Here is a 19,399-nt window from a genome sequence, read left to right as displayed (position 1 = left end):
CTTCGCCGGCTAGAGCGAGAGGCCGTGGCCGAAGCGGAACAGCGGGTCGGCGGTGTCGAAGGGCACGTCGGGGCGCGACGCCTCCACGGCCGCCATCGAGCTCGGCACGTCGAACGGCAGCTTGCCGGTCGCGGGGGATCCGCCGGTCAGGACGTCGAGCAGCGCGTCGGCGTTCACACCCCAGTTCGCGGTGACCGCGCCTGCGGCCTCGACGATCGGGCCGAGGATCGCGGGGCGATCGAGGAACACGTCCACGACCGTCGGCACGACCGACGACACCGCCCGCACGTGGGCGACGACGTCCTCGGGGAAGTCGAGCGAGCCGGCGTGGAAGAAGTTCTCGAACATCGAGGCGCGCTGCTCGTAGGGTGCCTGCAGGCGCAGGATCGCAGCATCCGCTTCCTCCGGCGTCTCGACGATCTCGCCGTAGTGAGCCGCCGCCTCAGGCGCGATGCCCTCGACGTAGAGCTTCAGTCCGCGGCGCAGCGGCAGGGTTCCGTCGTTCGACAGCACGGCGATCGACGCGCGCTGCGCGGCCTCGCCTGCGGCGCGGAACTCCGCCGAGCCGACGATGGCGTCGGCCGCCTCGACGTCGACGTACGGGTTCTCGAACAGGCCCAGCTCGAACTTCTCGCGGAGCAGACGGCGGGCTGAGACGTCGAGGCGCTCCTCGCTCACGCGTCCGTCGCTCACGAGGCCGAGGAGCAGCGACGGGTCGTGCTCGCCGCCGAACTGGTCGGCGCCGGCGTCGAGGATCTTCACCATGCGCTCGGCGGGGGTCAGGTGCTCCACACCCCACGCGCGGGCGGCGAAGTCCGTGCCCATGATCGGCTGGTCGGTGACCAGGCCCCAGTCGGTGCAGACGATGCCGTCGAAGCCGAAGCGCTCGCGCAGCAGACCCGTGAGCACGCCCTTGTTGAAGCCGAAGCCGACCTCTTCGTACTCCGTGCCGACCGGCATGCCGTAGTACGGCATGATCTGGCGGCCGCCCGCGGCGAAGATCTCCTCGAACGGCTTGAGGTGCAGCTCGAACTGCCCGCCGGGGTAGACCTGCTCGCGGCCGTAGTCGAAGTGCGGGTCCTCGCCGTCCTTCTGCGGGCCGCCGCCCGGGAAGTGCTTGGTCATCGTGCTCACCGAGCCCGGTCCGAACGCGGAGCCCTGGAAGCCGCGCACGTACGCCGCGCCCAGCTCGCCCGCGAGAGCAGCATCCTCGCCGAACGTCTGCAGCTGGCGTGCCCACCGCGACTCGGTCGCGAGGTCGACCTGCGGGTGCAGCGCTACGCGGATGCCGACGGCCGTGTACTCCTGGCGTGCGATGTCGCCGAAGCGCTGCACCAGGTCCGCGTCACGCGTCGCCGCGAGGCCGAGCGGCTCGGGCCACTGCGAGAACGGGCCGGCGAACATCGCGGCGCCGGGGTTGTCGCTGAACGAATGGCGCGGATCGGTCGAGATCGACACCGGGATGCCGAGACGAGTGGATGCCGCGAGCTCCTGCAGCTTGTTGTGCCAGGCCGCGATGTCACTGGCCTTGGGCGCGACGCCCAGCAGGTTGAAGTGGTTCATGTGACGGCCGACCACGTACTCGCGGTTGGCCGGGATGCCGAACGCGGGGTCTCCCTCGGAGAGCTCGCCGCCCTCGCTCATGACGATCATCGTCTGGAAGAAGAGGCCGGCCTTCTCCTCCACCGTCATCTCGGCGAGGAGCAGCTCGACGCGCTCGTCGACGGGCAGGCTCGCGTCGAGCCAGGGCCGGTTCTCCGGTGCGGCGGGGGTCGCAGCATCCGTGGTCAGAATGTCGGTCATCACTTCACTCCCTTGATGCGGTAGACGAGCACGGCGCCGGCGAGGGACACGAGCGCGCCGAAGAGGTAGTACACGGTGTAGCCGCCGAGGGCGGTGGTCGCGCCGAAGGCGATGATGCCCGGGGCGATGGCGGGGGCGATCGACTGCGGCAGCGCGTTGGCGATGTTGAGCACGCCGAGGTCCTTCGCGGTGTCCTCGCGGTTGGGCAGCACCTCGGTCGCGAGGGCCAGGTCGACCGACATGAACGAGCCGGCGCCGAAGCCGATGATCGCCTGGGCGACGAGGACGACGGCGACGCTCGGCGCGAACGCGAGGGTCACGAGGCCGACGACCATGATGACGCCGGCGATCGCGACGAACGGGCGCCGCTTGCCGATCTTGTCGGAGAGCACGCCGCCGAGCGGGCCCGAGATGGCCATGGCGACCATCGACGCGAGGTTGGCGATGAGGATCGTGGTGATCGCGCTCTGCTCGTCGAGGCCGAACTTCTCGGTGAGGTAGAAGGGCAGGAACGTCGCGATGCCCGCGTAGCCGAACATGACGAGGAACTTGGTGAGCCAGGTCCAGCCGAAGTCCGGGTGCTTGGCGGGGTTGAAGACGAACGAGCCGAAGAACTGGCCGATCGTGAACTTCTGCGCGGGCTTGTGGTCGAGGCGACGGTCCTTCAGCACGAGGACGAAGAGCACCGCGAGCACGGTGGCGATGGCCGCGGGCACGACGAAGCGGGCGAAGTCGTCCGACAGGAAGTTGACGAGGAACGAGCCCGCGAGGATGCCGAGCGGCGTGGTGAGGCCCACGATGCCCGACACCTTGCCGCGGCCGGTGACCGGCACCTGGTCGGGAAGCGTCGCGTTGGCGGCGGCGAGGACGGCGTTCATCGAGGTCTGCACGAGGCACCACGCGATGAGCACGACCCACACCGACTCCGCGATGCCGATGAGGGCGAAGCCGCCGAGGCCGACGAGCGTGCCGCCGAGGATCCACGGGCGGCGCATGCCGAAGCGGGAGGTCGTGCGGTCGGACAGTCGTCCGGCGAGCGGGTTGGCGATGAGCGCGAACAGAGCGCCGACGCCCATGATGAGGCCGAGGTTGGCGGTGGCGGTGCCTTCGGGCGAGATGTGCTCGACCTTGAAGGCCATCGAGACGAGCACGGGCGTCAGGAGCGCGAGATAGACGCCGAAGTTCACCGCGGCGAGGCCGGGCGTGTAGCCCCGGGGAGTCTTCTCGGGCGTCGTGCCCGGGGCCTTGAAGCCGGTGGTGCCGGCGGCGGCAACCGTCGCGGCGGGCGACATCTCTGTCATCGGAGTCCTTTCTCGGGTGCGACGCGGTCGACTCCGACGCGCGTCCAGGCACGAGCGTACATGAAACCCGACCGTTTGGTAACTGAAATTCGACCGCGTGGTAATCGACGAGGATAGGATGGGCGCAGGCGAGCGCGGGGAGGCGGTGACGACGTGACGACGACCGCACCCGGCACCGTGCGCACCGCCCGCACCGAGCAGACCCGCGCCGCGATCGTCGCCGCGGCGCACGACGCATTCGTCACCCGGGGGTACCGCGCCACGTCGCTCCGCGACATCGCCGCCGCCGCCGGCATCAGCCATCCCGGTCTGCTCCGCCACTTCGCCACGAAGGACGAACTGCTCGCGGCCGTGGTCGACCTGTTCGAGCGCGACAACGAGACCGAGCTCCTCGAGCGCATGGCGGCCGAGGACCCCGGCGCCCTCGCCTACAGCGAGCTCGCGCGGCGCAACGAGACCGTGCCCGGATACCTCGCTCTCTTCGCCGCGCTCACGGGCGAGGCATCCACTCCCCGTCACCCCGCGCACGAGATCATGCGCGACCGGTACGCGCGCCTCCGTGAGCTGTCGATCGACGCCATCGACGAGGCGATCACGCAGGACATCGTGGCGGCCGACCGCGACCCGGCGGGCGAGGCGGTGCGCATCGCCGCCGCGTGGGACGGGCTGCAGCTGCTCGCGCAGTACCTCCCCGAGCGGGTCGACATCGGCGAGACCCTCGAGACGTACGAGGCGTCGCTCGCCCTGCCCGTCGGCTGGCGCGACGCCGACGATCCCCCACCCGCCTCGACGGCGGCGCCGGTGCCCCCGATGCCCTCCTTCGCGTCAACGGTCCCCACGTCCCCTCCACGCGCCGCTGGCGCGTCGCGCGGAGCCTCCGGACGCGGGGGCCCAGCTGCGCCCTCGGGCTATCGCGTGGGCCGCGAGCGCCGCGCGCTCATCGTCGACGGCGCCACGGCGCTCTTCGCCGAGGAGGGCTACGGCGACACCAGCCTGCGCGACATCGCCGAGCGGGTCGGGGTGTCGAAGTCGACGCTGCTGCACTACTTCGCGTCGAAGGAGGAGCTGCTGAGCGCGGTGCTGAGTCACCGCGACCAGCAGATCGAGTCGCGCGCGGACTACGTTCCCGCCGACCGTGCGGTCGAGGAGCTGCGCGGCCTCCCTCGCGGCGCGACCGTCAACGCCGCGACGGCGCCGGGCCTCATCGAGGTCTACGCCGTGCTGTCGTGCGAGGCGGTGCCCGCCGACCATCCCGCGCACGCGTACTTCGAGGAGCGTTTCCGCGGCGTGGTCGATCACTTCGCCGCGCTGTTCCGCGCCGCCCAGGAGGACGGCGACCTCCCCTCTCACCGCGACCCCGGGTTCGAGGCCCTCTGGCTCACCGCGCTCTGGGACGGCCTACAGTACCAGTGGCTCTACGACCGCTCGTCCGTGGATGTCGCGGCCCAGCTCACGGCGCACCTCGACGACGTGCTGCCCCGGTGACGGCTCAGGCGGCGGCGACCACCGCGAGCACGGCCTCGCCGTAGGCCTCGCGCTTCTTGGCGCCGATGCCCGAGACGCCGTCGAGGTCGGCCAGGCTCTCGGGCCGGCGCTCGGCGAGGGCGCGCAGGGTCGCGTCGCCGAACACGATGTAGGCCGGCACGCCGAGCTCCTTCGCGACACCGGCACGCCACGCGCGCAACGCCTCGAAGAGGCCCGCGTTCGCGGGGTCGAGCGTCTCGGGAGCGGTGCTCTTGCGCACGCGCGCGACGCCGCCGGAGCGGCCCATCACGTCGCGACGCAGCGGCACGGGCGTCTCGCCCCGCAGCACGCCGGTCGCGGACTCACCGAGCGCGAGCGTGCCGTACTCGCCGCGGGCGACGAGGATGCCGCGGGCCAGCAGCTGCCGGATGACACTGCGCCAGTCCTGATCGCTGAGATCGGCGCCGAGCCCGTACGTCGAGAGCTGGTCGTGGCCCTGCTGCCGGATGCGGTCGGTCGAGGCGCCGCGGAGGATGTCGACGAGGTGACCGGCGCCGAACGCCTGGCCGCGCTCGCGCTGTAGACGCACGATCGTCGAGAGGAGCTTCTGCGCGGGGACCAGTCCGTCCCACGTGTCGGGCGCCTCGAGGCAGGTGTCGCAGTTGCCGCACGGGGCGGAGGGCTCGCCGAAGTAGGCGAGCAGGTTCTGGCGGCGGCATCCGACCGTCTCGCAGAGGCCGAGCATGGCGTCGAGGTGCTGGCCCAGCCGGGTCTTGAAGGCGCGGTCGCCAGGCGACTGGTCGATCATGCGGCGCTGCTGCACCACGTCGCCGAGTCCGTAGGCCATCCACGCGACGGATGCCTCGCCGTCACGGCCCGCTCGGCCGGTCTCCTGGTAGTAGCCCTCGACCGACTTCGGCAGGTCGATGTGCGCGACGAAGCGCACGTCGGGCTTGTCGATGCCCATGCCGAAGGCGATCGTCGCGACCATCACCACGCCGTCCTCGCGGAGGAAGCGGGACTGGTTCGCGGCCCGCGTCTCGGCGGGAAGGCCCGCGTGGTACGGGAGCGCGTCGACGCCCTGCGCCGAGAGGAACTCGGCCGTCTGCTCCACGGACTTGCGGCTCAGCGCGTAGACGATGCCCGCCGCGCCGGATCCCTGTGACCGGATGAAGGCGACGAGCTGGCGCCGCGGGTCGGACTTGGCCTCGATGCGGTACTGGATGTTCGGCCGGTCGAAGCTCGAGACGAAGTGGCGCGCCTGCGGCAGCTGCAGCCGCTCGGTCATCTCGCGGTGCGTCGCGGGGGTCGCCGTAGCGGTGAGCGCAAGGCGTGGCACGCCGGGGAACCGCTCGGCGAGGGCGCCCAGCGCCAGGTAGTCGGGCCGGAAGTCGTGGCCCCATTGCGATACGCAGTGCGCCTCGTCGATCGCGATGACGCTGAGCTGTCCGCGCGCGAGGAATCGCAGCGTCGCCTCGGTGTTGAGCCGCTCGGGGGCGACGTAGAGGAGGTCGAGCTCGCCCGCGAGGTACGCGCGCTCGACGACCGCGCGCTCGGGCGGCGCCTGGGTCGAGTTGAGATACGCGGCGCGCACGCCGTTGGCGACGAGCGCGTCGACCTGGTCGTGCATGAGGGCGATGAGCGGGCTCACGACGAGCCCCGTGCCGGGGCGTGCGAGCGCCGGAACCTGGTAGCAGACGCTCTTGCCGCCACCCGTGGGCATCAGCACGACGGCGTCGCCGCCCGCGATGACATGGTCGACGATCGCGCCCTGCTCACCGCGGAACGCGTCGTACCCGTACACCTCGCGCAGCACGGTGGCCGCGTCGGCGCCCGTGAAGTCCCGGCGAGGGCCGGCTCCCGCGAACGGGTCGATCGATGTCGAGCCGCCCGCCAGCGGGTCGGGCGGAGGCTGGGCCCACGCGCCCGGAGGCTCCGGGCGACGCGCCAGCGGCGTCTGGAGGGGGCGTGGGGACCATCCGTCCTCCGGCGGCGCCCACGAATCGTCGGGCGGAGGAGCGAACTCGGGCTCCCACGCGAGGTCGGCGTACGGGTCGCCCTGGGGGATTGTCACCCGTCCCAGGGTAGCCGCGGGATCCGACGCGGTCCCCCCGCGCGCCCGCCCCGGTGCACAACCCGGGCCGAACCCGTTTCCCCGGGTTGTGTGGAGGAGCCTCCCGGCATCCTCAACTGAGGATCAGGGCCGAGATGAGGAGCGGCGCGCCGGAGTCGGGTCCGCATTCCGGCCCTGGTCCTCAATTGAGGAGACGGTGAAGCCTCGGCACCACGCGCTCAGCACCACTTGTCGGCGAGGGTCGCGATGACATTGAGGTTGCGGTTGGTCGCGACGCCGAGAAGCTTCGCCGCGCGGAGCGGATCGACGTTGCCGGCCTCGTACCCCGGCCCGAGCAGGGCGTGCGCCGCGCGTCCGCTGACGACCATGCTCCCGGCATCCGTCGCCAACTCCGTGATGCGCGCCACGGTCTCCTTCGGCAGCTCGTCCTTGAGCAGATAGACGTAGTGCCGCTCGAGCCCCGGGTTATCCTCGCCCAGAGCCGCCGCCTCAGCCGCGATCGCCTTCAGCTCGGCGGTCGTGAACACCATCGTCGGAACCTCGAACCCGCGATCCGCGGCGAACGCGTCCTCGAGCGCTTTCTCGATCTTCGCCCGCGACCGCATCGGCGTCGTGAACCGCACGTTGCCGGTGTTGATGTGGGTCTCGACGTCGGTGAACCCGACCCCCTCGACCACCCGCACGATGTCGGCCTTCGGGAACTTCCGGTTCGCTCCGAGGTTGATCGCCCGGAGGAACGCCACGTAGGTCGGCATGACGCCATCATCTCCGACAACGCCGCTTCCCGTGCGCGACCGCTGCAGTTCCCTGCGAGTGCTGCGTCGTGCGACGCCGCACTCGCGGGAAAGAGCAGCACCTGCCGAGCTCCGGGTCGGGCGATCCGCTAGCCTCGTCGCATGCAATGCCTGTGACCCCGTCTCCGTCACCACGCCGTCCGACGAATCCGTCGGACGCAGAACATTGGATGCTGCGAGCCGGCGTCCTCGAAAGGCATCGCATGTTCCCCTCCTCGTCGTCCCTGCCGCTCGCCGGCAAGACCGCCCTCGTCACCGGCGTCTCGCGCCGTCGCGGCATCGACATCGGCGAGACCCTCGAGACGTACGAGGCGTCGCTCGCCCTGCCCGTCGGCTGGCGCGACGCCGACGTCCTCCTCCACCACTACCGCCCGCACGACACCCGCCTGCCGTGGGGCGGCGACGACCTCGACGCCGTGCGCGAGGGTCTGCGCGCGGCGCTCGCTCCGGGCGCGCAGCTCGGCGACATCAGCGCGGACCTGCGGGACGCAGCATCCGTCCCCCTCGTCATCGAGGCCGCGCGGGCGTTGACCGGGCGGCTCGACATCCTGGTGTGCAACCACGCGCAGTCGGGCGACGACGGGTCGATCCTCGACATGACGGCCGAGCGGCTCGATGCCTTCTGGCAGACCAACACGCGGTCGACGCTGCTGCTGACGCGCGAGTTCGCGGCGCTCCACGCGGGCGACGGCCCCGCCGCGAGACCGGGCGAGCGCGTCGGGCGACGGGGACCGTTCGCTGAGCCGACGGGGCGCGTGTTCTGGATGACGTCGGGCCAGATCCACGGCCCGATGCGCGGCGAGGTCGCCTACGCCGCGAGCAAGGCGGCGCTCGCCGGCGTCACGAAGACCGTGGCGGCCGAGCTGCTCGACCTCGGCATCATCCTCAACACGATCGATCCGGGGCCGGTCAACACCGGCTATCTCGACCCCGAGACGACCGATCGGCCGCTCGATGAGATCGCGGAATGGATGCGGTCGACGCCGTTCGGCCGCTACGGCGAGCCCGCCGATCCCGCGCGACTCATCGGCTGGCTCGCGACGCCCGACGGTGCGTGGGTCGTGGGCCAGGTGCTGTCGACCGATGGCGGACTCGGGCTCGGCTGACGCGAGAGCTCGGGCGCAACCGCGCAGCTCGGGTGGCGCAACACGCGGCGTCGACTCACCGATGCCGCGTGTCACGACTCCCGAGGGGCCACGTCGGCCGCGAAGGCGGGAGACGGTCCCCGCTCCCCTCCAGGCGCCGCTGGCGCGTCGCCCGGAGCCTCTGGGGGCGGGGGCCCAGCTGGGGCACGCGTCTCCCGCCTTCGCGAGTCCGACCCGCTCAGGCCAGCGCGGCCTCCGCGCCGGAGACGCGCGCGCGGTGGCTGACGCGGTGGCCGATCCAGAACCCGAGGGCGATGAGCCCGGCGAGTGCGAGTCCGAGCATCCAGGGCAGCACGTTCGGGGTCGTCGCCGCGGTCGCGGCGGCCAGCGTGTCGGAGCCGTCGGCGACCTGGCCGCTGCCGTCGGCGAGCGCGGTCGCACCCGCGGCGAGCGTGTCACTGCCGTCCGCGAGCTGCTGCGACCCCGCGGCCAGTGTGCCGGCGCCCTCGGAGAGCGCGGTGGCCCCGGTCGACAGGTCCGTGGCGCCGGACGACAGCGCGTCCGTTCCGGCCGCGAGCGTCGCCGCACCCTCGGAGAGCGTCGTCGCCCCGCCGCTCAGGTTCTGCGACCCCGCGCCGAGCCGGGCGACACCGCTCACGAGCGACTGGGTGCCGGCCGCGAGCGAGGCCGCGCCGTCGCGCACCTGCCCGGTCCCGGCGCTCAGCGACTGAGCGTTCGCGGCGAGGAAGGGTGCACCCTTCGCAGGGTCGGCGAGCCCGGCGGTTCCGGGCCATCCCTTGGCCTGGTCGCCGTGGACGAGCGCGTTCAGCCCGCCGGCGAGCTGCTGCGCGCCGCCCGAGGCGTCGATGACGCCGGCCGCCAGCAGCGGAGCCGCGCCCGCGGCGCCGGCGATACCGTCAACCTGCTGGTCGAGCCCGGTGGCGAGGGCACTGAGTTGCTGCATCTGCTCAGTCGGGTTCGCCGCGGCGAGCGCCGCGAGAGCGTCGGCGAGCTTCTGCGAGTTCACCGGGGCGCCTGCCGCGGCTCCCTGGATCAGCTCCTTGCCGGCGGCCAGCGCCTTGACGTCGTCGGTGACTGCCGGAGCGAGCTTGTCGCGCATCGTGGTCGCTCCGGCCAGAAGGTCGCCGGAGATCTTGTGCGCCGCGCCGACGCCCGTCGCGAGGGTCTGCGCGCCGGCCGCCAGTCGCGCCGCGCCGTCCGCGGCCTGGCTCGCACCGGCGGCGAGGCTCGTGGCCCCCGCGGCCGCGGAGCGCGTGCCCGTGCCGAGCGTGCCGACTCCGCTCGCCAGCGACTGCGCGCCCGACTGCAGGCTGGCCGCTCCGGTCGCGAGCGACTGCGCGCCCGCGTCGGCAGATGAGGCGCCGTTCGCGAGGCGTGCGGCACCGGCGCTCGCGGACGCGGCGCCGTCGTCGAGATCCGATGCGCCGGCGGCGAGGTCTCCGGCGCCGGCCGCGAGTTCGGACGCGCCCGCGGCGAGCTCGGCCGAGCCCTCGTGCGCCTGGCCGGCGCCGTCCGCGAGCTTCGTCGATCCGCTCGCGATCTGCGACGTCGTCACGAAGTAGAGCAGGATCATGGCCGCGAGGGCCACGCTGAGCACGATGACGGCGACACGCATGCCGACGCCGTGGGTGTGGGTTTCTGTTCTCGTCATTGAGAGCACTCCGGTTCAGCGCCTGGGGGGTAGGCGCGGTGGACGTCGACGACCGGTGATCCGGCCGCCCGGCGACACAGCGGCAGGGTGTCGGATCCCGCCTTCGTCGGAGGGGTCCGGCCTGCTGTCGCGAGTGCAGTGTATGAACGGCGCACGCCACGCACACGGTCGTCGTCGAAGGAACCCAGTTTCAGATGCCCTGAGACTCAGTTTCGTTGTGCGATGGGCACAATCGACGCGTGCGGGCTACAGCCGCACGACCTCGGTCACCCGCACCACTGCGGTGCCCGCCTCCTCCGACGCGGCGAGGTCCACCAGGCCGCGGATGCGCCAGTCGTGATCCCCCGCCGGGTCGTCGATCGTCTGCTCTACGCGCCAGAGCCCCGACTCCGCGGCATCCGTCTCGTCCACGGTCACCAGTCGCGGCGACCGGGCCGCGCCCCCCGTCAGGATCTCGTCGTGGTCGTCGAAGTAGGCGTCGAGCACGGCCGGCCAGTCCACCTCGGGGTCGAGCTCGACGAGCTCCTCGTCGCGCTGCAGCGCGGCGAGCTGCACCCTCCGGAACAGCTCGTTGCGCACCAGCACTCCGAATGCGCGGCGGTTGGTGAGCACCGACGGCGGGGCGGGCGGAACCACCGGCGCCGACGGGTCGTCGACGGGGTTGATCAGCGCCTCCCACTCGTCGACAAGGCTCGAGTCGACCTGCCGCACGACCTCGCCGAGCCAGGCGACCAGGTCGTGCAGATCGTCGGTCTGCGCCTCGGCCGGAACGGTCTGGCGCACCGCACGGTACGCGTCCGACAGGTACCGCAGCACCAGTCCCTCGCTGCGGGCGAGCTGGTACAGCGAGATGAGCTCCGAGAACGACAGCGCCCGCTCGAACATGTCGCGAACGACCGACTTCGGTGACAGCTCGAAGTCGCGCACCCACGGCTGGCTCGACGCGAACACCTCGTAGGACTGCGCGAGCAGCTCCTCGAGCGGCTTCGGGTAGGTGACCTCTTCGAGCAGAGCCATGCGCTCGTCGTACTCGATGCCGTCGGCCTTCATCGCGGCGACGGCCTCGCCGCGCGCCTTGAACTCCTGCTGCGACAGGATCGGCCGCGGGTCGTCGAGCGTCGCCTCGATGACACTCACGACGTCGAGCGCGTAATGCCCCGTCCCCGTGCCGCCACCGGTCGCTGAGCCTGTCGAAGTGTCGTCGGGGTCGAGCAGCTCGATCGCGGCGAGCGCGAACGGCGACAGCGGCTGGTTGAGTGCGAAATTCGGCTGCAGATCGACGGTGAGACGGATGCTGTGCCGCGAGGCATCCGGACCCGCCGAGCGGTCGATCTCGACCACGTCGGCGGTCAGCAGCGTCCGGAAGATCGCGATCGCGCGCCGCGCGAGCTCGTACCGCCGGGCGCGCGGCTCGTGGTTGTCGAACAGGAGGCTGCGCACATTCGCGAACACGTCGCCGCCGCGCGCGATGACGTTGATGAGCATCGCGGCGGTGAGCTGCAGCTGCGGCACGAGGGGTTCGGGCTCGGCCTCGACGAGGCGCTCGAACGATCCGAGCCCCCAGTTGACGACGCCCGTCGGCGCCTTCTTGCGCACGATCTTCTTGCGCTTGGCCGGGTCGTCGCCGGCTTTGCGGAGTGCGGCCTCGTTCTCGATCTCCCACTCCGGCGCCATCACGACGACGGTGCCCGAGGTGTCGTAGCCGGCGCGTCCCGCGCGACCGGCGACCTGGTGGAACTCGCGCGCGGAGAGCTGGCGCATCTTCGTGCCGTCGAACTTCGACAGCGCCGTGATGAGCACGGTGCGGATCGGCACGTTGATGCCGACGCCCAGGGTGTCGGTGCCGCAGATGACTCGGAGGAGCCCTCGCTGCGCGAGCGTCTCGACGAGCCGGCGGTAGCGCGGCAGCATGCCCGCGTGGTGCACGCCGATGCCCGCACGCACGTAGCGCGAGAGCGTGCGGCCGAACGCGGTGGTGAAGCGGAACCCGCCGATCGCCTCGGCGATCGCGTCCCGCTGCTCACGCGAGACGACCTTGATCGACGACAGCGCCTGCGCCCGCTCCATCGCGGCGGCCTGCGAGAAGTGCACGATGTACACCGGCGCCTCGCCGGTCTGCAGCAGCTCCTCGACGGTCTCGTGCGCGGGCGTGCGCGCGTACGAGAAGTGCAGCGGCACCGGACGCTCGACACCGGTGATGCGCGAGACCGTGCGACCGGTGCGGCGCTCGAGGTCCTCGGCGATCGTCGTGACGTCACCGAGTGTCGCCGACATGAGCACGAACTGCGCGCGCGGCAGGAGCAGCAGCGGCACCTGCCAAGCCCACCCGCGATCGGGGTCGCCGTAGTAATGGAACTCGTCCATCACGACCTGGTCGACCGCGGCATCCGCGCCCTGCCGCAGCGAGAGGTTCGCGAGGATCTCCGCGGTGCAGCACACGATCGGGGCGTCCGGATTCACCGACGAGTCGCCGGTCACCATGCCGACGTTCGCGGCACCGAAGATCTCGACGAGCGCGAAGAACTTCTCGCTCACGAGCGCCTTGATCGGCGCGGTGTAGTAGGTGCGACCGCCACGGGCGACGCACGCCGCGTGGGCCGCGACCGCCACCAGCGATTTGCCCGTGCCCGTCGGCGTCGACAGGATCACGTGCGAGCCCGACACGATCTCGATGACCGCCTCGTCCTGCGCGGGGTACAGCGCGAAGCCCTGATCCCCCGCCCACTCCACGAACGCGTCGTACAGCGCGTCGGCGTCGGGCGCCCCCGCGGGCGCACCCGAGGCCTCGGCCGCGGCACTGATGGTCTCGAGAAGCGTCACGGTCCGAGTCTGCCAGGCCGCTGGGCCCACTCGCCCCGCGGCTCCGCGCAGCGCGGAGCCATCCCTGGAGAGGACGCGGGGACATCCGTCCGTCCTGGCGGTCGCCGCCGTCCCCCCGCGCTTCGCACGCACGTCGGGATGACGGATGCCGCGGGCCGCGGCATCCGTCATCCCTCGAGTCAGCGCCCGAGAACCCCGAGGATCACGTCGGTGTAGGCGGTGTACCCCGCGTACGTCGGGTGCAGGTAGCCCGCCGGATCGCCCACCGGGTCGAGCCCGAACCACGGGTCGCTGGGCACGCCCGGCACGAGCTGCACGCCGTGCCCGGCGAACGCGTCGACCACGTCGGCGTAGTGCACGTTCGCGCCACCTGCCGCGGCGGCGCCGACGGCACCCTGGATCGCGGCGTTGAGCGCGTCGGTCGCACCGTTCACGGCGGCGACGAGGGCGGCGAGCTGGGCGAACTGCGGGGCGCCGGGCGGGGCCGCGAGCAGGTGCGGGTAGCCGGTGACGACGATCGTCGCATTCGGCGAGCGCTGGGCGACGGATCCGATCAGCGAGCTGAGCGGCATCACGATACCCGGTGCGGAACCGACCGCCATCTGGATCGCGGCGAGACACGGCGCAGGGTCTCCGCCCGCCGCGGCTGCCGCGCAGGCGCCGTAGACCTGGTCGAGATCGAGATCGTTCGCGCCGACGGTGAGCGTCACGACGGTCGTGCCGCGGTTGACCTGCGACAGCTGCGCCATGGTGTCGGCGATCGTGGCGCCCGAGCACCCGGCGTTTCGCAGCAGGTTGAACTTCGGCGCCTGGTCGAGCTGGGCCGCGTACCCTCCGCCCGTCCGGGCGCAGGCGTCCAGTGGGACGCCGCCACCCTGGCCCGCGGCGATGGAGTCGCCGAGGGCGACGTGTTTGGCGACCAGCAGCGGCGAGGCCGTGGCAGGCCCTGCCGCCCCCGCGACGAGCACGACGGCCCCCAGTGCGACGGCCGCGAGCGCGGCCAGAATGCGTCGTTTCATGATTCCCCTTCGAATCCTCACCGGATCGATTCCCCCGAATCGGCCCGCGCAGAGTGCGGACGAGGCCGACGATAGACCCGTGGCAACCGTCCCGCCAGGGGTCCGCGTGTGCGCGCGGTGGCGGAATCGCGCGGCGGACCCGTACGTTGAGAAGGACGACGGAGGGACTGAAGTGACCGAGACGCAAACGCAGACCATCGTGACCCGCAACGACGAGGATCGCCGCTATGAGGTGCACGTCGACGACGTGCTGGCCGGCTTCACCGTTTTCCGCATCGACCCGAAGGGCCGGCTGCACTTCCCTCACACCGAGGTGGACCCCGCCTTCCGCGGCCGCGGTCTCGCGCAGATCGTCGTCTCGGAGGCGATGGCGGATGTCGCGCGCCGGGGCGAGACCGTCGTGCCGCACTGCCCGGTCGTGGTGAAGTACCTCCGCACGCATGACGTACCCGGGCTCACCATCGAGTGGCCCGACCAGCCGCACCCGGAGTGATCGGGGCCGGCGACATGACCCGACTGGACGCCGACGACGCGGTCGCCACCGAATCCGCGGTCGAGTGCGCGGGTCCGCGCACGCTGCTCCTCGAGGCCCGCGAGGTGCCGCTCGGCGGCGTGCGCGCGATGTCGGTGCACCGCGCGCTCCCGCAGCGTGAGCTGCCGCTCGTGGGCGCCTGGTGCTTCCTCGACCGATTCGGCCCGCAGGAGACGCGCATGCGCGTCGAACCCCACCCGCACATCGGCCTGCAGACGGTGACCTGGCCCTACCTCGGCGATGTGCGCCACCGCGACTCCGTCGGCAGCGACGTCGTGGTGCGTCGCGGAGCCCTCAACCTCATGACGAGCGGCGCGGGCATCGCCCACTCCGAGTACTCGGTCGGCGAGGATGCCGCACCCCTCGACGCCCTCCAGCTCTGGGTCGCGCTCCCCGAGTCGCGACGCCACGGCGGACCCTCGTTCGAGCAGCATGCGGTGCTGCCCGAGGTGGAGCTCGCTCCCGTGACCGGCGACGCAGGTTCGGGCACGGTCGTGCTCGGCGAGCTCGCGGGAGCCGCCTCGCCGGCCACGGTCTACACGCCGATCGTCGGCGCGGAGCTGCGGATCCCCGCGGGCTCGACGGTGACGGTGCCGCTCGACCCCGCGTGGGAGCACGCGCTCGTCGCCGTCTACGGCCAGGCCGCCGTCGCGGCCGACACCGGCGACGACGTCGTGGTCGACGCGGCGCACCTCCTCTACCTCGGCACGCACCGCGACGACGTCGTGATCTCGAGCCCGGCCGGGGCGACGCTGTTCCTCCTCGGCGGCGAACCGTTCGAGGACGACGTCGTCATGTGGTGGAACTTCGTCGGCCGCACCCACGAAGAGATCGTCGAGGCCCGCGAAGCCTGGGAGGCGGGCTCCGCCCGCTTCGGCCGCGTCGTCGACCACGGCGACGAGCGCATCCCCGCTCCGCCCATGCCCGCCGTGCGCCTGACCCGGCGACGCCGGCGCCTGTAACCCCGGGCGCGACGAGCTTCGGAGCGAATGGATGCTGCGGCCCGCAGCATCCACGATCCACAGACGCGAAGGGCGCCCGGGCCGAAGCCTGGGCGCCCCCGCTGTATCGGTAGGGGTTACGGCACGTCGACCGAGACCACCGTGCGCACCTGCGAGTCGCCGTAGCGGACGACGCCCAGGTAGCTGCCCGTGTCGAGACCCGACCACGACAGGTTGTACGTCGCGGGCGTGCCCTGCTGGGCGGCCAGCGTGCTCGGGTTCGCGGTGAGCGAGCCGACGCCGCCGGGGCCGACGAGCGCACTCGTAGCCGTCCAGGTGAACGGCGCGGTGAACGCGTAGACGTTGGCCGAGATCATGTAGTACCCGGCGGTCGGCTGCGTGATCTGCACCGCCTCGTCCGCAGACGCGGTGGCCGACTGCCAGCGCTCGTAGTAGCGCAGGTCGGTCGGGCTCACCACGCGGTAGACCGTGAGGTCGAGGTCGGTGCCCGAGGTGTCGACCGACGAGTTCAGCGCGAACTTCGCCACATCGATGCCCGCCGGCACCTGGATCAGCACGTTCGTGGTGCCGCCGTTCGCCTCGCCGGTCTTCTCGGTGCCGTCGATGAGCACGTCGGCCTTGGCGAGGCCGAGCACCGTCAGCGGCAGCTGCCCGGTGAAGCCCGGGGTCACGGTGATGTCGAGGTCACCCTCGGCGCCGGTGCCCGCCGCCGTCGGCGGCGCGTCGGCGCTGACCGGATAGACCGCGATGGGAGAGCGCACCGTGTTGCCGGCGCCCGTCCACGTGAGGAAGCCGGTCGCCCACTTCTCGAGCGACGCACCGGCCGTCGTGAAGGTCACCGTGAAGGACTTCGACTCGCCGACCTCGAGGTCGAGCGTCGCGGGTTCGACCACGGCGTTCACGCCCGGGACGTTCACCGACGCCGTGTACGTGCCGGCGGTGGTGGCCGTCACGGTGCGCGTGATCGTCTGCGTGCCCGCGAGCGCGCCGATGCCGATCGAGGCGATGTTCAGGTCGCTCGGGTCGATCGGGTCGACGCCGTCGAAGTAGTCCTGCCCGAGGGCGCCTTCGAGGTACCCGGCCCAGTCGACGATGCCGTTCTCGTACACGAGACCCGGGTTGAAGTACCGCTTCGGGTCGACGTGACCCGCACCCTGCGCGAACGTGTCGGCCGTCTGCTGACCGTTCGCGTCGACGAGGTTGTACGCCGTCGTCATGAGCGCGGACTTGATCTTCGCGGGCGACGCCAGCGGCTCCTCGCCGAGGTACAGCGCACCGAGGCCGGCCACCTGCGGCGACGACATCGACGTGCCCGACTTGAAGCCGAACGTGGGCTTCTCCTTGGGTCCGTTGTGCGTGGCCGCGAGGATCGCGACGCCCGGAGCCGACACATCGGGCTTGATGACGTCGCGGCCGTCCGCGAGGATCGGGCCGCGGCTCGAGAACCCGGCGATCTGCGGGGTCGGCGTCACCTTGCCGGTCACGTTGTCGCCCACGAGCGTCGCCGTCGCGCCGGCACCCGCGGTGCGGACGTCCTCGAGCAGCGCGGCACGATACTGCGCGTCGATGTGGACGGTCGGCACCGAGTGGAAGTCGTTGTCGAGCGAGCCGGCGGTCACGTTGACGAGGATCATCGCCGTGCCACCCGCTCCCTTGACCTCCTGCGACTTCTCGACGCGGGCGTTGGTACCGCGGTCGCAGATCACCGTCTTGCCGGCCGCCTTGGCCGGGTCGAGCGTCCCGAGGAAGCACAGTGCCGCCTCGTTCGGCGCCGCGCCCGCCCTGGCGATGTCACCCGCGTAGACGACCGGTCCGGTCAGCTCCTTGCCGAACGGCACCGTCACCGATGCGCCCGCGGCCTGGAAGCCGTTGGGCAGCTTGACCGTGCCCTCGTAGGTCGGGATGGTGGATGCCGCGACCGTCGTGTACCACGGCGAACCGTGGTCGGCGGTCGAGGCGCCCGGGCCGTCGTTGCCCGCGCTCACCGCGACGAACACGCCCGCCGCGGCCGCGCCGAGGAACGCGTAGTCGTCGGCGCTCAGCACGGTGGATGCCGCGCCGCCGCCGATCGAGTAGTTGATCACGTCGACGCCGTCGGCGACGGCCTTGTCGATGGCCGCGATCAGGTCGCTGCCGGCGCAGATGTCGTCGGTGGTGACCAGGTCGTCCGGTCCGACGTAGCAGGCCTTGTACGCCGCGACCTTGGCCGCCGGCGCGACGCCCGAGATCTTGCCGAAGCCGATGCCCTCGACCGACGCGTCGACGCCGAAGTTGCCGGCCGCGGTGCTCGCGGTGTGCGAGCCGTGGCCGTCGCCGTCACGGGGCGACAGGAAGTCGTAGCTGAAGTCGAAGCCCGACGCCGCCGCACCCGCGGAGAAGTACTGCGCGCCGATGAGCTTTGTGTTGTAGTTGCGCTTGTCCCAGCTCTGGGCGATCGTGATCGGCCCGCGGAACTGGCCGCCGTCCGCCTTGTCGAAGACGATCGTGTCGCCGTTCTCCGTGTACGGGACGCCGGGCGCGCCCTTCTTCTTGAGCTGGTCGCCCGCGAAGGAAGGGTTCTCGGGCGCGATGCCCGTGTCGATCACACCGACGACGACGCCCTTGCCGGCTTCGCCCACGCCGCCGACGGCATCCCAGATGCCGCCCGCGCCGGTCGTGTTCGAACCGAGGCCGAGGAACTCCGTCGAGGGGACGGCGGCCGTGGGGTGGTGGATCTCGTCGGGGAAGACGCCCAGCACGCCCTTGTCTGCGCTCAGCTCGGCGACCTGCTTCGCCGTCAGCGCGGCGCTGAAGCCGTTGACGGTGACGCCGTACGACTGCTGGGGCGTGACGCCGGCCTCGGCCGCGACATCCGCCTGCTGCTTCTTCAGGTGCGCGAGGTACTTCTTCGAGTTCCTCGAATTGGCGTCCAGCTGCTTGCCCTTGTCGGGCTTGGTGCGCTGGATGCCGGTCGTGCCGCCCTCGTAGGTGGCGAGGGGCGCGTCCTTGAGGAGGACGATGTACTGGCCGTCCTCGGCGTTGATGGGGGTCGGGGTGTTCACCTCCTCCGGGACGCTGCCGAAACTGGCGGTGGCGGTGCCCGTGAACAGTGCGGCGAGTGTGACGACCGCGGCTGCTCTGACGGAGGATCGACCCATACGTGGCCTCCATTGATATGTGGGGAGTCGCTGCGCCACATCGTCGGGGCGCAGCGGATTCAAACGTAACTGCCAGGTGAATCTCAGTTAATGAGAGCTCAGTGAGAATCGCGAGGCCGCATCCCAGTACGCTGGGCAGGTGGCTGCCCGCACCCGGATTTCGACGAGCGTTCTGCTCACCTGCGCCGCCATCGGCGTCGCGACCGGCGTTCTGCAGGCGGGCGCGGGAGCGATCAGCGGCTTCGTCTCGGCCGGTGCGCCGATCCTCTACGGACTCGTCCTCGGCGTGCACGTGCTGCCCGGTGTCGTGGCGCAGGAACTGCTGCGCCGGCCGTGGGTCGCGCTGATCACGCACATGGTCGCGGCCCTCGTCGCGAGCGCGGTCGTGCCGCTCTGGATCGGCCGCTACATCGGCACCGCCCTCCTCATCGGGGGACTGCAGGAGATCATCGCCGCGACCTCGCGCTACAAGCGCTGGGAGCCGTGGCGCTTCTTCCTCTCGGCGGTCATCGTCGGCGCCGTCATCGCGGCCGCGATCTGGTTCGCGGCCGACGTGACCCGCTTCCCCCTGTGGGGTCAGATCGTCTACGTGGCGCTGTTCATCGTCGGCCCGGTGGCATGGACCGCCGTGGGTCTCGCGATCGGCTCCGCGCTGCGGCGCGCGGGGGTCGCCCGGCGCAGTCAGCTCTGAGGGATCCGTCGCCCGGAGCCGTTTCGCCGCCGCGCGGTCGGCCGG

General features: G+C 71.7%; 13 protein-coding genes. 5 read left to right on the top strand and 8 right to left on the bottom strand.

Annotation, left to right across the window (positions count from 1 at the left end; genetic code table 11):
- Positions 1 to 9: 9 nt before the first annotated feature.
- Both ACFVSU_RS13190 and ACFVSU_RS13185 read right to left on the bottom strand, forming a co-directional pair.
- On the bottom strand, positions 10 to 1,803 hold the full coding sequence (locus tag ACFVSU_RS13190) for a glycoside hydrolase family 3 protein (RefSeq protein WP_387143380.1): 1,794 nt from the start codon (positions 1,801 to 1,803) through the stop codon (positions 10 to 12).
- A complete protein-coding gene (locus ACFVSU_RS13185; protein ID WP_387143377.1) occupies positions 1,803 to 3,104 on the bottom strand; it encodes an MFS transporter in 1,302 nt (433 codons plus the stop codon). The genes ACFVSU_RS13190 and ACFVSU_RS13185 overlap by 1 nt, the downstream gene beginning before the upstream one ends.
- A 153-nt stretch (positions 3,105 to 3,257) precedes the next feature.
- Here ACFVSU_RS13185 and ACFVSU_RS13180 point away from each other — a divergent pair, with 153 nt between their 5' ends.
- The gene (locus tag ACFVSU_RS13180) at positions 3,258 to 4,589 is read left to right on the top strand and encodes a TetR/AcrR family transcriptional regulator (RefSeq protein ID WP_387143374.1); all 1,332 of its coding nucleotides are present in this window, start codon (positions 3,258 to 3,260) and stop codon (positions 4,587 to 4,589) included.
- A 4-nt stretch (positions 4,590 to 4,593) separates the two neighbouring features.
- On the opposite strand, the gene recQ is transcribed toward ACFVSU_RS13180, so the two are convergent.
- Together recQ and ACFVSU_RS13170 are read right to left on the bottom strand one after the other, a co-directional pair.
- Complete coding sequence (recQ, locus tag ACFVSU_RS13175) at positions 4,594 to 6,642, bottom strand: DNA helicase RecQ (RefSeq protein WP_387143371.1); 2,049 nt, start codon at positions 6,640 to 6,642, stop codon at positions 4,594 to 4,596.
- Positions 6,643 to 6,860: 218 nt separating this feature from the next.
- Positions 6,861 to 7,397 carry a DUF1697 domain-containing protein gene (locus tag ACFVSU_RS13170; RefSeq protein ID WP_387143368.1) on the bottom strand — a complete coding sequence of 179 codons (537 nt, stop codon included), beginning with the start codon at positions 7,395 to 7,397 and terminating at the stop codon, positions 6,861 to 6,863.
- Positions 7,398 to 7,639: 242 nt separating this feature from the next.
- Here ACFVSU_RS13170 and ACFVSU_RS13165 point away from each other — a divergent pair, with 242 nt between their 5' ends.
- Positions 7,640 to 8,542 carry an SDR family oxidoreductase gene (locus ACFVSU_RS13165; protein WP_387143365.1) on the top strand — a complete coding sequence of 301 codons (903 nt, stop codon included), beginning with the start codon at positions 7,640 to 7,642 and terminating at the stop codon, positions 8,540 to 8,542.
- A gap of 217 nt (positions 8,543 to 8,759) precedes the next feature.
- Here the strand turns inward: ACFVSU_RS13165 and ACFVSU_RS13160 are convergent, their stop codons facing one another.
- From ACFVSU_RS13160 to ACFVSU_RS13150, 3 genes are all read right to left on the bottom strand, one after another.
- A complete protein-coding gene (locus tag ACFVSU_RS13160; protein ID WP_387143362.1) occupies positions 8,760 to 10,193 on the bottom strand; it encodes a hypothetical protein in 1,434 nt (477 codons plus the stop codon).
- Positions 10,194 to 10,439: 246 nt separating this feature from the next.
- Positions 10,440 to 13,013 carry a DEAD/DEAH box helicase gene (locus ACFVSU_RS13155; RefSeq protein WP_387143359.1) on the bottom strand — a complete coding sequence of 858 codons (2,574 nt, stop codon included), beginning with the start codon at positions 13,011 to 13,013 and terminating at the stop codon, positions 10,440 to 10,442.
- Between the two features lie 179 nt (positions 13,014 to 13,192).
- Positions 13,193 to 14,032 carry a GDSL-type esterase/lipase family protein gene (locus ACFVSU_RS13150; RefSeq protein WP_387143356.1) on the bottom strand — a complete coding sequence of 280 codons (840 nt, stop codon included), beginning with the start codon at positions 14,030 to 14,032 and terminating at the stop codon, positions 13,193 to 13,195.
- Positions 14,033 to 14,204: 172 nt separating this feature from the next.
- On the opposite strand from ACFVSU_RS13150, the gene ACFVSU_RS13145 reads away from it, so the two are divergent.
- Positions 14,205 to 14,525, top strand: a complete 321-nt coding sequence (locus ACFVSU_RS13145; protein WP_387143353.1) for a GNAT family N-acetyltransferase — start codon at positions 14,205 to 14,207, stop codon at positions 14,523 to 14,525.
- Between the two features lie 14 nt (positions 14,526 to 14,539).
- The gene (locus tag ACFVSU_RS13140; RefSeq protein WP_387143350.1) at positions 14,540 to 15,526 is read left to right on the top strand and encodes a pirin family protein; all 987 of its coding nucleotides are present in this window, start codon (positions 14,540 to 14,542) and stop codon (positions 15,524 to 15,526) included.
- 116 nt (positions 15,527 to 15,642) lie between these two features.
- Here the strand turns inward: ACFVSU_RS13140 and ACFVSU_RS13135 are convergent, their stop codons facing one another.
- Positions 15,643 to 18,663: a S8 family serine peptidase gene (locus ACFVSU_RS13135; protein WP_387143347.1), complete on the bottom strand. Its 3,021-nt coding sequence runs from the start codon at positions 18,661 to 18,663 to the stop codon at positions 15,643 to 15,645.
- 139 nt (positions 18,664 to 18,802) lie between these two features.
- Between ACFVSU_RS13135 and ACFVSU_RS13130 the strand changes: the two genes are divergently transcribed.
- Positions 18,803 to 19,354, top strand: coding sequence for an ECF transporter S component (locus ACFVSU_RS13130; RefSeq protein WP_310287520.1), 552 nt, complete (start codon positions 18,803 to 18,805; stop codon positions 19,352 to 19,354).
- Positions 19,355 to 19,399: the final 45 nt, after the last annotated feature.

The sequence above is a fragment of the Microbacterium sp. NPDC058062 genome, from assembly GCF_042885375.1.
Lineage (GTDB): Bacteria > Actinomycetota > Actinomycetes > Actinomycetales > Microbacteriaceae > Microbacterium > Microbacterium trichothecenolyticum_C.
Note: the sequence above shows the minus strand (reverse complement) of the source record. Positions and strands in the feature narration are given on the sequence as shown.

What these genes read in the sequence shown, in the direction of transcription:
- ACFVSU_RS13190 (WP_387143380.1), bottom strand. Translation starts at nt 1,803, where the DNA reads ATGACCGACATTCTGACCACGGATGCTGCGACCCCCGCCGCACCGGAG.
- ACFVSU_RS13185 (WP_387143377.1), bottom strand. Translation starts at nt 3,104, where the DNA reads ATGACAGAGATGTCGCCCGCCGCGACGGTTGCCGCCGCCGGCACCACC.
- ACFVSU_RS13170 (WP_387143368.1), bottom strand. Translation starts at nt 7,397, where the DNA reads ATGCCGACCTACGTGGCGTTCCTCCGGGCGATCAACCTCGGAGCGAAC.
- ACFVSU_RS13165 (WP_387143365.1), top strand. Translation starts at nt 7,640, where the DNA reads ATGTTCCCCTCCTCGTCGTCCCTGCCGCTCGCCGGCAAGACCGCCCTC.
- ACFVSU_RS13160 (WP_387143362.1), bottom strand. Translation starts at nt 10,193, where the DNA reads ATGACGAGAACAGAAACCCACACCCACGGCGTCGGCATGCGTGTCGCC.
- ACFVSU_RS13150 (WP_387143356.1), bottom strand. Translation starts at nt 14,032, where the DNA reads ATGAAACGACGCATTCTGGCCGCGCTCGCGGCCGTCGCACTGGGGGCC.
- ACFVSU_RS13140 (WP_387143350.1), top strand. Translation starts at nt 14,540, where the DNA reads ATGACCCGACTGGACGCCGACGACGCGGTCGCCACCGAATCCGCGGTC.
- ACFVSU_RS13135 (WP_387143347.1), bottom strand. Translation starts at nt 18,663, where the DNA reads ATGGGTCGATCCTCCGTCAGAGCAGCCGCGGTCGTCACACTCGCCGCA.